This window comes from Cellulomonas sp. S1-8 (genome assembly GCF_026184235.1).
In the GTDB taxonomy this organism is placed as follows: domain Bacteria; phylum Actinomycetota; class Actinomycetes; order Actinomycetales; family Cellulomonadaceae; genus Cellulomonas.
Map to the genome: position 1 here is coordinate 3667815 of NZ_CP110806.1, position 12523 is coordinate 3680337.

Sequence of the window (12523 nt, forward strand, 5' to 3'; positions counted from 1 at the left end):
ACGCAGGAGTCGTGATGACCGACCGCTACCTCGAGCTCGTCAACAGCGGACTCACCCAGAAGCTCTCGAAGCAGCTCGGCCTGCCCCGGCCGGCCGTGCTGCGCCGCCACCGCCCCGGGCAGCCGCTGCTCGACGGTCCCGCGCTCGTCCTGGGCGACGGGCCCGACGCCGACGCGGTCGCGAGGCTGCTGTCGTCCCCCGCGGGCGGTGCGACGCCGACGGGCGACGGGCCGGCCGTCCTGGACGGCTGGGACGTCGAGGTGCACCGCCACGCCACGCCCGACGTCCGGTACGCCGCCGTGGTCCTCGTCCTCACGGCCGTCGAGCACCCGGACGACCTCACCGCGCCGGTCCTCGCCGCGGCGTCGACCCTCAAAGGCCTGCGGCCGGGTGCGCGCGTCGTGACCGTCTCGCACCCCGCCCTCGACTCCGACGCGCCCGCGGTCGCCGCCGCGCGGCAGGGCGTCGACGGGTTCCTGCGGTCGGTCGCCAAGGAGCTGCGCAACGGCGCGACCGGCAACGGCGTCGTCGTCGCGCCGGGCGTGCCCGTCACCGCAGCGAGCGTCGTCGCGGCCCTGCGGTTCTTCCTGTCGGCGCGCTCGGCATTCGTCGACGGGCAGCTGCTCGAGGTCGACTCCGACGCGGGCGAGCTCCCGACCGACTGGGAGAAGCCGCTGGCCGGCAAGGTCGCGGTCGTCACCGGCGCGGCGCGCGGCATCGGCGCCTCGATCGCGGACGTGCTCGCGCGCGACGGCGCCACCGTCGTGGCCGTCGACGTCCCCGCCGCCGGCGAGCAGCTCGCACAGGTCGCCAACCGCGTGCGCGGCACCGCGCTGCAGCTCGACGTCACCGCCCCCGACGCCGGCGACCGGATCCTCGCGCACGCCAAGGCGCGCCACGGCCGTCTCGACGTCGTCGTGCACAACGCCGGGATCACGCGGGACAAGCTGCTCGCCAACATGAGCGACGACAGGTGGGCGTCGGTGCTGGCCGTCAACATCGCGGCGCAGCTGCGGATCAACGAGGCCCTGCTGACGTCCGGCGACTTCGTCGACGCGCCGCGCATCGTGTCGCTCGCGTCGACGTCCGGCATCGCCGGCAACCGCGGGCAGACCAACTACGCGGCGTCCAAGGGCGGGGTCATCGGCATGGTCCGGGCGACCGCACCGCTGCTCGCACCGTTCGGCGGCACCGCCAACGCGGTGGCACCCGGGTTCATCGAGACCGAGATGACCGCTCGCATCCCCGCGGTGACGCGGCAGGTCGCGCGGCGGCTCAACTCCCTGCAGCAGGGCGGGCAGCCCGTCGACGTCGCCGAGGCCGTCGCGTTCCTCGCCTCGCCCGCGGCCGGCGGGATCGTGGGACGCACGCTGCGGGTCTGCGGGCAGAACATGGTGGGCCGGTGACCACGCCGGCGCCCACCACCGAGGTCACGCTGCCGCACGTGCCCGCGCTCGGCGGGCTCTACGCGCGCGGCCTGCTCGCATCGGCCCGGCTCGGCGTCACCGGCGGGACGCGGTCCGGGGCGCGGGAGGTCCCGGACGTCACGTACGTCGTCGACGACGTCCGCGCCGACGCCGACCGCCTGACCACCTACCAGCACCTGCTGCACGAGCCCGCGACGGACACCCTGCCCGCCGGGTACGTCCACGTGCTCGCGTTCCCCGTCGCGACGGCGCTCATGGTGCGACCCGACTTCCCCCTGCCGCTGCTCGGCATGGTGCACCTGGCCAACCACGTGGAGCAGCGCAGGCCGCTGCTGCTCGGGGACCGGCTCGGCGTCCGGGCGTGGGCGCGGGGGCTGCGACCGCACCGGTCCGGGACGCAGGTCGACCTCGTGACGGAGGTCAGCGCGTCGGGCGAGGTCGCGTGGCAGGGCATCTCGACGTACCTCGCCAAGGGTGTGCGCCTGCCGGACGCCCCGCGCGACGACGTCCCGCGCGCCGCCTTCACACCGCCGGTGCGCACGGGCCGCTGGGAGCTGCCCGCCGACACGGGCCGCCGCTACGCCGCCGTGTCCGGCGACCGCAACCCCATCCACCTGTCGCCGGTGACGGCCCGTGCGCTGGGGTTCAAGCGCACGATCGCCCACGGGATGTACACGGCCTCACGCGCGCTCGCGGACGTCGGCGCCGTGCGGGGCGACGCGTTCACGTGGTCGGTCGAGTTCGCCGCCCCCGTCCTGCTGCCGGCGACGGTCGACGTCCGCGTCGCCCGTGAGGACGACGGGCACACGTTCACCGCGTGGCACCCCCGCACGGGCCGCCTCCACCTCTCCGGCGCGGTCACCCCCCTCCCCGCCTGACGGCCCGGGGCGGGATCGCCCTCTCCCGCCCTGCGGCGGGGTCCCCCCACCCCGTCCGCGAGAGAGCAATCCAGCTCCTACCGGTCCGGCAGGGAGCGATCCGGCAACCGCGTGTCCGTGCGGGGTGGCAGGCTCGGGGGATGCTGAGCGGCGACGCCTACGACCTCGAGCCCGACGCCGACCTCGACGCCATGGCGTTCCGCGGCCTCGACCTGACGGGGCGTGACGCCTCACGCGCGCGGTTCCTCGACTGCGAGGTCGAGGACTGCGACCTCGAGGGGGTCGTGCTCGACGGTGCGCGCGTCCTCGACACGTCGTGGACGGCCGTGCGGGCCGGGGCGTTGCGCGCCCCGTCGTCGACATGGCGCGACGCGACGATGACGGACGTGCGCATCGGCGCGTTCACCGCGTTCTCGTCGACGTGGACGCGGGTCACGGTCGTCGGAGGCAAGATCGACTACCTCGACCTGCGCGAGTCCACCGTCGAGGAGCTGCGGCTCGAGAACGTCACGCTGGGCGACCTCGACCTGAGCCACGCACGCGTGCGCCGCCTCGTGGTCGTCGACTGCGACGTGCGCCGGCTCGACACGACCGACACCCGGCTCGCCGACTGCGACCTGCGCGGCGCGCGGCTGTCGGTGGTCGAGGGCGTCGGCGGGCTCGGCGGTGCGAAGGTCACACCCGACCAGCTCCTCGACCTCGCGCCCCTGCTCGCGCGCCACGTGGGGCTCGTCGTCGACGACTGAGGCGGTCCGCTCGCGCGCGGTCGCCGCTCACCACCCCGCGAGCGCGACGACCTCCGCGGCGACCTCGGCCGGCATGCGGCCATCGGTGGCGACGCGGTGCACGTCGCCCCCCGCTGCAGCCTCGAGACGCACTGCCGCCGCGCCCGAGCGGGCCACGTGCGCGTCGTACGACGCACCGTCCTCGCGCCGACCCAGCCGCTCCCGCGCCGTGGCGTCCGACGCCGTGAGCAGCACCGACGTCACGCGCGGCCGGTCCCCCACGGCCGCGGCCAGGGCGTCCGCCTCGAGGACGCTCACGGTGTTCGTGTAGACGAGCCGCCGGTGGCCCAGCGCCCGGTAGCGGCGCCACACGTCGGCGAGGTTGGCCGCGGCGACCCCGTGCTCCCACGGGGCGGGGTGGGCGAGGTCGAGCGCGTCGCCCTCGACGACGGCGTGCGGGACGTCGCGCGCGACGAGCAGGTCGTGCACGGCGGACGCGACGGTCGACTTGCCGACGCCGGACCGCCCGCCCAGCAGGAGCACCGACGTGCGCTCGTCGGTGACCGCCTGCCCCGCGAGCCGGGCCTCCAACCGCGCCCGGGCGTGCGGCCACTCGTCGGCGAGGACCGAGAAGTACAGCGAGTCCTGGCGCGTCCCGTCGGCGGCGACGCGGTGCCCGCGCAGCCGACCCTCGGGGCGCGCGCCGAGCTTGGTGACGGCCGCGATCGACCGCGCGTTGCGCGCCTCGACGCGGTACGCCACCCGCGCGACGTCCCACGTCTCGAAGGCGTGCGACATCAGCAGCAGCTTGCACGCGGGGTTCACGTCGGTGCCCCACACGCGCGGGTCGTAGAACGTGTGCCCGATCTCGAGCCGGCCCATTCGCAGGTCGACGTCGTAGTACGACGTCGACCCGACGACCTCGTCGTCGACGAGCACCGCGAACGCGTACCGCGCGGGCGTCGCCAGCGCCTGCTCGACGACCCCGCGCACGTCGTCGACGCCCCGCGGAGTCGCCGACGTCATGCCGGCCCACACGCGCGCGTCGACGAACCCCGCGAGCGCGCCCGCGTGCTCGACCCCCAACGGGACGAGCCGGACACCATGACCGTCGAGCGTCAGTTCGTGCAGCACGCGCCCTTCCTGCCACCGCCCCGGAGAACCCGTCGCCACCCGTCCACCCCAGCACCCCACCGCCGAGCGCGGCACTCGACCGCCGAGCGCCGTACTCGTTCCTCCCGCGCTCGACCGTTGACCACCGCGCTCGGCGGCGTGGGTGGTGGGGCCGGGTGTGGGTCGTCAGTCGTCGAGGGCCGGGCCGCAGGCCGCCGCCGCCGTGGCCGCCAGGTGGTCCAGGCCCTGCACCTCGATGAGGGGGCGGGTGTCGTCGACGACGGTCCAGCAGCCGTCGACGACCTCGTACTCGGCCTGCGCCCCGCGGCGCAGCAGGGCCGCGAGGGCGTCGACGAGCCGGTCGACGTGCTCGGCCGTCGTTCCCACGCCCACCGACGCGCGGACGGCACCGTGCGACGCGCCGAGGTGCGCGAGCAGCGGGTGGGCGCAGAACCGGCCGTCGCGGACGCCGATGCCGTGCTCGGCGGACAGGTACGCGGCGACCAGACCCGGGTTGAGGTCGGCGACGGTGAACGTGACGACTCCCACCGGGGCGGACGAGTCGGGCCAGATGCGGGCGACCCGCACCCCGTCGAGCGCCTCGAGGCCCGCGACCAGGCGCGACCGCAGAGCCTGCTCGTGCTCCTCCAGCGCGCCGGCGGGCAGCGCGGCGAGCGTGTCGCACGCCTGCGCGAGGGCGATCGCGCCCAGCACGTTGGGCGACCCGGCCTCGTGCCGCGCCGGGGCCGGCTGCCAGACCGTCCGGTCCGCGCGCACGTCGCGCACCGCACCTCCCCCTGCGAGGTACGGCGTGCCCGTGTCGAGCCAGTCCCGGCGGCCCACGAGTGCGCCGGCGCCGAACGGCGCGTACGTCTTGTGCCCGGAGAAGGCGACGTAGTCGACGTCGGTCTCCGCGAGCGAGAAGCCGCGGTGCGGCACCAGCTGGGCGCCGTCGACCGCGACGCGCGTCCCGACCGCGTGCGCGATCTCGACGACGCGGTCGATCGGCAGCGCCTCGCCCGTGACGTTGGACGCGCCGGTGATCGTGAGCAGCGCGTACGGGCGGCGCGCGAGCTCGGCGCGCAGGGCGTCGAGCGTCGCGGCGACCGTCGGCTCCAGCGGCAGGATCGTCGCGATGCGACCGGTGCCGGCCTGCGCCCCGCCGCTGCGCTGCACCCACGGCAGCAGGTTGGCGTGGTGCTCGACGTCGAGGACGAGCACCGCACCACCGGCCGGGACGACGCCCGCGAGCAGGTTGAGGGAGTCGGTGGTGTTGCGCGTGATGACGGCGACGTCGTCCTCGCGCGCGCCGACGAACCGCGCGACGGCCTGCCGCGACGTCTCGTACAGCGCGGTCGACACCTGGGACAGGTAGCCGGCGCCGCGGTGCACGGACGCGTACAGGGGCAGCACCTCGACGACGCGGTCGTTCACGGCCTCGAGGGCCGGGGCGCTGGCGGCGCAGTCCAGGTTGGCGTAGGTGCGGCTGGTGCCGTCGACGAGGGGCACGGTCGTGGCCGCGCCGACGACGGGCAGCAGGGGCGTGGCACCGACGGGCGACGCGGGGGCCGAGGTCGCGGTCGCCGTGCCCGAGACCTCGTCGACACACGCGAACAGCTCGGTGATCGTCGTCATGGTGCTCCTCCGGAACGTCCGGGGACCGAGCAGGTCCCGCGCTTGCCGGCACCGAACGGGGCGCGGCCAGGTCGTCACCCGGGGCACCCCACCGCGGAGGAGGGTTGCCGGCCAGCGAGCCGGGGCTTGACGCTGGCGCTCATGACCTGGGACGAGGATCGGCCTCACGGCGCATCCGTGTCAACGCAGACTCTCATCATGCGAGACGCACCGTCTCGCATGATGTCGCGCCGGCGGGCTTCGCCATACCCGCATCCGGTGCGTATGCTTTTCTGCATGCGAACAACGCTGCACCTGCCGGACGCCCTGTACCGGGACGTCAAGGCCGCCGCCGCGCAGTCCGGTCGGACGGTCACCTCCGTCGTCGAGGACGCGCTGCGGGCCGAGCTCGCCCGGTTCCGTGCCGGCACCACCGACCGCACACCGTTCCGCATCGACGCCGTCGGCACGGGCGGCGTGCTGGCGGGCGTCGACCTGGACGACTCCGCCGCGCTCCTCGACCTGGTGGAGGGCCGGTGATCCTGCCGGACGTCAACGTCCTCGTCGGGGCCTTCCGTGCCGACGCCGCGCGGCACGACGCGTTGCGCACCTGGCTCGAGGCCGCGGTGGAGGCACCCGAGCCGCTCGGCCTCACCGACGCGGTGCTCGGCGGCACCGTGCGCGTCCTGACGCACCCCCGGGTCTTCGTCCGGCCCAGCCCGCTGCGCACCGCGCTCGACCTCGTCGAGCAGCTGCGCTCGCACCCCGGGACCGTGCGCGTGGCACCAGGCTCGCGGCACTGGGAGCTGGTCGCCGACCTGTGCCGGGCCGCCGACGCCCGCGGCAACCTCGTGGCCGACGCCCAGCACGCCGCCGTGGCGGTCGAGCAGGGCGCGACGTGGGTCTCGCAGGACCGCGACTTCGCGCGCTTCCCCGGTCTGCGTTGGAAGGTCGCCGTCGAGGCATGAGGCGCTGCGAGGGTCAGGCGACGCGGGGGCGCCTCAGGTCGTGCACCATCACGACGCTGCGGTACGACTTGCCGGGCCACTGCACGACGTCCGCGTCGACGAACCCCCACCGGCCGTACATCTCCCGCAGCGGCCCCGCGGGCTGGGCGGTGTCGAGACCGACCGACCGCATGCCCCGCGCGCGCGACCACTCGCGCACGACCCCCCACAGGAACGTCGCCAGCCCCCGGCCGCGCACGTCCGGGTGCACCGCGAGCTGGTTGAGCCACACGCGGTCCGGCTCGAGGGCCAGGCCCGTCAGCGCCTTGATGCCGCGCCCGGGCGGGCTCGTCGCCGTGACCGTGCCGACCAGCGCGCCCGTCGGGTCGACCAGCACCCACGAGGCACCGACCCCGAGGCTGCGGTTCGCGGTCGTCACCTCGTCCTGGCTCGCGCCGGTGAAGTTCAGGCCGCGGGCCGCCAGGTCGGCGTAGGACTCGTGGAGCAGCCGCGTCAGCGCCGGCACGTCGTGGGGCGTCACGGGTCGCAGCACGAGGTCGTCGGGGGCGTCCATCGCGCCCCAGCCTGGCACGCCTCCCCGACCGGGCGCAGTGGACGACGCGCGACGTGAGACACCCCGCCGACGTCCACCACCCGTGGCGTAGCATCCCCTCGACCATCCAGAGCGGCCGAGAGATCTGGCTCGACGACGCCGCAGCAACCCGCACGGGCAACCGTGGCCGAGGGTGCTACCGCCAGACGATGGGAGGACCATGAGCGTGCAGCCACGTCCCGCCCCGGGCTACGCCGGGGACATCACGCCGACCGAGGCGTGGGACCTGCTGGAGAACCGCGAGGACGCCGTGCTCGTCGACGTCCGCACCGACGCCGAGTGGCGCTACGTCGGCGTGCCGGACCTGCGGGGCCTCGGCCGCCAGGCCGCGCTCGTCGAGTGGGTGTCCTACCCGTCGGGGCAGCCGAACCCGCGCTTCCTCGAGCAGATCGCCGCGGCCGGCGTGACGCCCGGCGACGGGCGCCCCGTGGTGTTCCTGTGCCGCTCGGGGCAGCGGTCGATCGGCGCCGCGCGCGCCGCGACCGACGCCGGGTACGGGCCCGCGTACAACGTCCTCGAGGGCTTCGAGGGCGCGACGGGTCCCGACGGGCACCGCGGCCACGTGGGCTGGCGCGCCGACGGCCTGCCCTGGGTGCAGCCGTGAGCACGGCACCGCCGCCCGGCCCGGGCGACTGGGACGACCACCGCCTGGACCGCACCGCCCTGCGGCCCGACACGCTCGCCGTGCGCGGCGGGCTGGTGCGCAGCGAGTTCGGCGAGATGTCCGAGGCCGTCTTCCTCACGCAGGGCTACGCCTACGCGTCGGCTGCGCAGGCCGAGGCGGGGTTCGCCGGTGAGGTCGACCGGTTCCTCTACTCCCGCTACGGCAACCCGACCGTCACGACGTTCGAGGAGCGCCTGCGCCTGCTCGAGGGCGCCGAGGCCTGCTACGCGACCGCCACCGGGATGTCCGCGGTGTTCACGTCGCTCGCCGCACTCGTCCGCTCGGGCTCGCGCATCGTCGCGGCCCGCGCGCTGTTCGGCTCGTCCGTCGTGATCTTCGAGGAGATCCTGGCGAAGTGGGGCGTGCGCACCGACTACGTCGACGGGCACGTCCCCGCACAGTGGGAGCAGGCGCTCGCCACGCCGGCCGACGTCGTCTTCTTCGAGACGCCGTCCAACCCGATGCAGGACCTCGTGGACATCGGAGAGGTCAGCCGCCTCGCGCACGCCGCGGGTGCGACCGTCATCGTGGACAACGTCTTCGCCACCCCCGTCTTCTCGCGCCCGCTCGACCACGGCGCCGACGTCGTCGTGTACTCCGCGACCAAGCACATCGACGGGCAGGGCCGGGTCCTGGGCGGGGCGATCCTCGGATCGACGGAGTACGTGCGCGGACCCGTGCAGACGCTGCTGCGCAACACCGGACCGTCGCTGTCGCCGTTCAACGCGTGGGTCCTGCTCAAGGGCCTGGAGACGCTGAGCCTGCGGGTGCGTCACCAGGCAGCAGTCGCCCAGACGCTCGCGCAGTGGCTCGAGGAGCAGCCGGGCGTCGCGCGCGTCCGCTACCCGTTCCTCGAGTCGCACCCGCAGCACGACCTGGCGCGCGCGCAGCAGTCGGGGGGCGGCACCGTCGTCACGTTCGACCTCGCCGTCCCGCAGGACGCGCCGCCCGAGGTCGCCAAGAAGGCCACGTTCGGCGTGCTCGACGCCCTGCGCATCGTCGACATCTCCAACAACCTCGGCGACGCCAAGTCGATCGTCACGCACCCGGCGACGACGACGCACCGCAGGCTCGGCCCCGCAGGGCGCGCGGCGGTCGGCATCGGCGAGGCGACGGTCCGGCTGTCGGTCGGCCTCGAGGACGTCGAGGACCTGCGCGAGGACCTCGGGCACGCACTCGCCACGCTCGGGGCCTGACGCCTCGGGCGTGGCGGGTGCTCAGCCCGCTGCGGCGCTCAGCCCGCTGCGCCGCTCAGCCCGCTGCGACCAGGCCGACGGCGACGACGGCCTCCGTCGCCGCCACGACGCTCACGTCGAGCGCGCCGGCCGGCACGTCGAACGGGTCGCTGTCCGCGACCGTCGTGCCGCCCTGGAAGACGGGGGTGCACGGCGCCTGGTAGGACGTCAGCTCGGCGCCGGCGGCGGTGACGGTGACGATCACCGGGGCGCCGTCCTTCGAGGTGCAGGCGACGCGCAGCAGGTGCGGCCCGGCTGTCGCCTCGGCGACCTGAGCGGTCTCGGTCGCACCCTCGGCCAGCGGCGCCGCGAGCACCTCGGTCGCGTCGCCCGCCGCGCCGAGCGCCCCCTGCTGGTCCTCGACCGACGGCAGCTCGGTCCCGCCCCGGCCCTCACCGGTGATGGCGGGGACCGACGCACTGTCCTCCGGCGCCGCCGTCGGCTCCGGTGCGGCGTCGTCGGAGCACGCCGCGAGCGCGAGCAGGAGGAAGGGGACCGCAGCGAGGCGTCGTCTCAGTCGCATGGCGGGACGGTAGCGCAGCGACCTGTGCGGCGGCACCCCCGTCCACCGAAGGGACGAACCCGGACGAACCGGTCCGGTCGCGCCTCACCCGCACGGTCGCGGTCGACAGGCCGAGCGGCGGTCGCGGGGCCGTCGCGGTGCCGTCGCGGCGCCGTCGGCGGGCCGTCGTCGGGCGCGGTCGGGCCGTCGTGCTCAGCCTGCGGCGATCGCCGCCGCGTGGTGGCGGGAGCCGCCGACGAGCGCCAGAGCGACCGTGTCGACACCCGTGCGCGCCGCGAGCGCCGCCGCGTCCTGCGTCAGCCGGCCGACGGGCGCGACGAGCCACGTCGACGACGGCGACCAGGTGAGCGCCGCGAACGCCTCGGCGTACGCGACGGACGTGCGGCGGCGGGCGGCGTCCGCGGCGTCGGCGGCCACGACCGCCTCGACCTCGAGGACGAGCCGCAGGTCGTCACGGTCCCGGCCGACGGCCCGGACCTCGTCCTCCAGCACGCTGACGAGCGCGCGGACGGCGGCGACGGTCGGCAGGGCCGCGGAGTGGACGATCCGGACGACGTCGGCGCGGGCGGCCGCGAGCGCGAGCGTCGTGGGGTCGAGCGCGTCAGCGGCGAGCCGGAACTCGGTCGCGCCGGTGCGCGGCGCGTGCCCGACCACCTCGACCGTCGGGGCTGCGGGGCGGGCGGGACGAGTGGTGCGGGTCGCGCGGACGGGCGCGAGAACGTGCTGTGCCACGGGGATGTCCTCGGGTCGAGCTCGGGTGCGCAGCGAGGGCGGGGCCACAGGCGCGCGGGGTCGTCAGGTCAGCGACAACACACCCGGGTCGAGAACATGCGCACACGCTACCGGCAGCACCCGCACCGAGGCCAGCCCCCGCGCCCCCGAGATCCGCACCCACCCCGCCCCCCGGCGTGAGGTCGATCCAGCCCTGCCCCACCCCGTGACAGGTCGATCCAGCCTGCGTCACGCGCTCAGCAGCCCGCGCAGCGTCCACGCGTTCCGCACCGCGTGCCCGCCGCCGTCGTTGTTGAAGTACGCGACGACGTCGTGCCCGCCCGCCGACCACTCACCGATGCGGTCGGCCCACCAGCGCAGGTCGTCGTCGGAGTACGAGCCCGCGTAGAGGTGCTCGTGGTCGGGCCCGTGCAGGCGCACGTAGACGAGCCGGGACGTCGCCCGCAGGACGCACGGGATCCCGGCCCCCGACACCACGCAGTACGCGGCGCCGTGCCGGGCCAGCAGGTCGAACACCGCGTCCGTCTGCCACGACGGGTGCCGCAGCTCGACCGCGACCTGCACCCACGGCGGCAGCGTGCCGAGGAAGTAGTCCAGGCGGGCGTCGTCGCGCTGCGCGTCGGGCCGCAGCTGGACCAGCAGCGCCTCGCGGTGGCCGCGCAGCTCGTGCCACGAGCGCGCGATCCGCTCCGACCACACCTCGGGCCCGTACAGCCGACGCGCGTGCGTCAGCCCGCGCGGCGCCTTGACCGACATCGTGAAGCCGTCGGGCAGCCGGTCGCGCCAGGAGGCGAACGCCGCCTCGCGCGGCCAGCGGTAGAAGCTCGCGTTCAGCTCGACGGTGTCGAACGCCTCGACGTAGCGCGCCAGCCGCTCGCGCGCCGGGAGACCCGGGCGGTACAGGACGCCGTCCCAGTGGTCGTACGACCACCCCGACGTGCCGATGCGGATCGTCACCCTCGTACCCTCGCGCGACCCGCGCCGGTGCGCACGGCGTCGCAGTGACCTCTGTCAGACGTCGCGCGCGAACCACAGCGAGACGGGGAGCGCCTCCCAGGAACCCGCGGGCGGCGTCACCGGCCGGTAGCCGAGCCTCCGGTACAGCGCGATCGCCTCGGGCTGCCGGATGCCGGTGTCGAGGACCACACGCGCCGCCCCCTGCGCGCGGGCGTCGTCCTCGACCAGGCCGACGAGCCGGCGCGCGGTCCCGAGCCCCCGTGCCGCGGGGGCGACGTAGAGCCGCTTGAGCTCGGCGACGCCCGCGCCCCATCCCGCGGACGCGCGCCGGTGCGTCACGCACGCGACGGGGATCCCGTCGTGCCGGACGAGGAACGTCGTCACCGCGCTCGTGCCCTGCTCGGCGTCGAGGTGCTCGAACCCGTCGGACTCGCCGAACGCGTGCTCGGGGTACAGCGGCGCGAGCTCGTCGACCATCGCCCGCCGCAGCGCGACCGCGTCAGGGTGGTCCCAGGTCACCCGCTCGACGGCGTCGGCGGCCGGGGTGGGACCGGCGTGCGTCCGGGGCTGGATCGCCCTCTCGCCGGCAGCGGGGGTGGCGGGCGACGACGCGGGCCGCAGCAGCTTCGCGAAGCACCGGGACTCCACTACGCCCACGTACTCGCCGTAGTTCTCGACGGGGTGGTAGCCGGCGGCCAGGTACAGCCCGATCGCCTCGGGCTGGAGCACACCGGTCTCGAGCACCAGCCGGTCGAGCGCGTGCTCCGCGGCGGCGTCCTCGAGCGCAGTGAGCACCTGCCGCGACAGGCCGCGACCGCGCGCGTCGGGGCGCACGTACATCCGCTTGAGCTCGCCCGTGCCGGGACCATGCTCGTCCGACACGTCACGCAGCGCGCCGCACGCGACGGCACGGCCGTCGACGCGCAGCAGCAGCATCGCCACGATCCCGTCGCCGGTCATCGTGTGGCCGATGTCGTCGTCGTCGTAACGCTCGCGCAGCTCGGCCTGCTGGGCGGCCCGCAGCGCGTCCGCGTCCGCGTCGTCCCACGCGACGTGCTCGACGCGCACGTCCTGCTCCGCCTGCGCCGTCACGCG

14 protein-coding genes and 2 riboswitches are annotated in these 12523 nt (G+C 75.5%); of the genes, 7 read left to right on the forward strand and 7 right to left on the reverse strand.

The features are described from left to right. Positions 1-14: 14 nt before the first annotated feature. From OKX07_RS16480 to OKX07_RS16490, 3 genes are all read left to right on the forward strand, one after another. Positions 15-1406 carry a 3-oxoacyl-ACP reductase gene (locus tag OKX07_RS16480; protein WP_265629073.1) on the forward strand — a complete coding sequence of 464 codons (1392 nt, stop codon included), beginning with the start codon at positions 15-17 and terminating at the stop codon, positions 1404-1406. Beyond that, complete coding sequence (locus OKX07_RS16485; RefSeq protein WP_265629074.1) at positions 1403-2305, forward strand: MaoC/PaaZ C-terminal domain-containing protein; 903 nt, start codon at positions 1403-1405, stop codon at positions 2303-2305. The genes OKX07_RS16480 and OKX07_RS16485 overlap by 4 nt, the downstream gene beginning before the upstream one ends. Before the next feature lie 140 nt (positions 2306-2445). Next, entirely contained in the window at positions 2446-3051 is a 606-nt protein-coding gene (locus OKX07_RS16490) for a pentapeptide repeat-containing protein (protein WP_265629075.1), read from the forward strand. Between the two features lie 27 nt (positions 3052-3078). Here the strand turns inward: OKX07_RS16490 and OKX07_RS20440 are convergent, their stop codons facing one another. Then, complete coding sequence (locus OKX07_RS20440; protein WP_322746797.1) at positions 3079-4164, reverse strand: GNAT family N-acetyltransferase; 1086 nt, start codon at positions 4162-4164, stop codon at positions 3079-3081. 165 nt (positions 4165-4329) lie between these two features. Further along, the gene (locus OKX07_RS16505; RefSeq protein WP_265629076.1) at positions 4330-5778 is read right to left on the reverse strand and encodes an aminotransferase class V-fold PLP-dependent enzyme; all 1449 of its coding nucleotides are present in this window, start codon (positions 5776-5778) and stop codon (positions 4330-4332) included. 33 nt (positions 5779-5811) lie between these two features. Beyond that, positions 5812-5925: riboswitch (SAM riboswitch) on the reverse strand. Positions 5926-6054: 129 nt separating this feature from the next. Between OKX07_RS16505 and OKX07_RS16510 the strand changes: the two genes are divergently transcribed. Continuing rightward, on the forward strand, positions 6055-6297 hold the full coding sequence (locus tag OKX07_RS16510) for a CopG family transcriptional regulator (protein ID WP_265629077.1): 243 nt from the start codon (positions 6055-6057) through the stop codon (positions 6295-6297). Continuing rightward, positions 6294-6725 carry a type II toxin-antitoxin system VapC family toxin gene (locus tag OKX07_RS16515; RefSeq protein ID WP_265629078.1) on the forward strand — a complete coding sequence of 144 codons (432 nt, stop codon included), beginning with the start codon at positions 6294-6296 and terminating at the stop codon, positions 6723-6725. Before OKX07_RS16510 ends, OKX07_RS16515 begins: the two co-directional genes overlap by 4 nt. A gap of 13 nt (positions 6726-6738) precedes the next feature. Here OKX07_RS16515 and OKX07_RS16520 read toward each other — a convergent pair whose 3' ends face one another. Then, the gene (locus OKX07_RS16520; protein ID WP_265629079.1) at positions 6739-7278 is read right to left on the reverse strand and encodes a GNAT family N-acetyltransferase; all 540 of its coding nucleotides are present in this window, start codon (positions 7276-7278) and stop codon (positions 6739-6741) included. Between the two features lie 99 nt (positions 7279-7377). Next, positions 7378-7473, forward strand: a riboswitch (SAM riboswitch). Positions 7474-7477: 4 nt separating this feature from the next. Here OKX07_RS16520 and OKX07_RS16525 point away from each other — a divergent pair. Continuing rightward, positions 7478-7921 carry a rhodanese-like domain-containing protein gene (locus OKX07_RS16525; protein WP_265629080.1) on the forward strand — a complete coding sequence of 148 codons (444 nt, stop codon included), beginning with the start codon at positions 7478-7480 and terminating at the stop codon, positions 7919-7921. Further along, positions 7918-9177: an O-succinylhomoserine sulfhydrylase gene (locus OKX07_RS16530; RefSeq protein ID WP_265629081.1), complete on the forward strand. Its 1260-nt coding sequence runs from the start codon at positions 7918-7920 to the stop codon at positions 9175-9177. The genes OKX07_RS16525 and OKX07_RS16530 overlap by 4 nt, the downstream gene beginning before the upstream one ends. 55 nt (positions 9178-9232) lie before the next feature. Here the strand turns inward: OKX07_RS16530 and OKX07_RS16535 are convergent, their stop codons facing one another. From OKX07_RS16535 to OKX07_RS16550, 4 genes are all read right to left on the reverse strand, one after another. Continuing rightward, entirely contained in the window at positions 9233-9739 is a 507-nt protein-coding gene (locus tag OKX07_RS16535; RefSeq protein WP_265629082.1) for a hypothetical protein, read from the reverse strand. 192 nt (positions 9740-9931) lie between these two features. Further along, on the reverse strand, positions 9932-10471 hold the full coding sequence (locus tag OKX07_RS16540) for a hypothetical protein (RefSeq protein ID WP_265629083.1): 540 nt from the start codon (positions 10469-10471) through the stop codon (positions 9932-9934). 228 nt (positions 10472-10699) lie between these two features. Continuing rightward, on the reverse strand, positions 10700-11428 hold the full coding sequence (locus OKX07_RS16545; RefSeq protein WP_265629084.1) for a DUF72 domain-containing protein: 729 nt from the start codon (positions 11426-11428) through the stop codon (positions 10700-10702). 54 nt (positions 11429-11482) lie between these two features. Then, on the reverse strand, positions 11483-12520 hold the full coding sequence (locus OKX07_RS16550) for a GNAT family N-acetyltransferase (RefSeq protein ID WP_265629085.1): 1038 nt from the start codon (positions 12518-12520) through the stop codon (positions 11483-11485). Positions 12521-12523 lie beyond the last annotated feature (3 nt).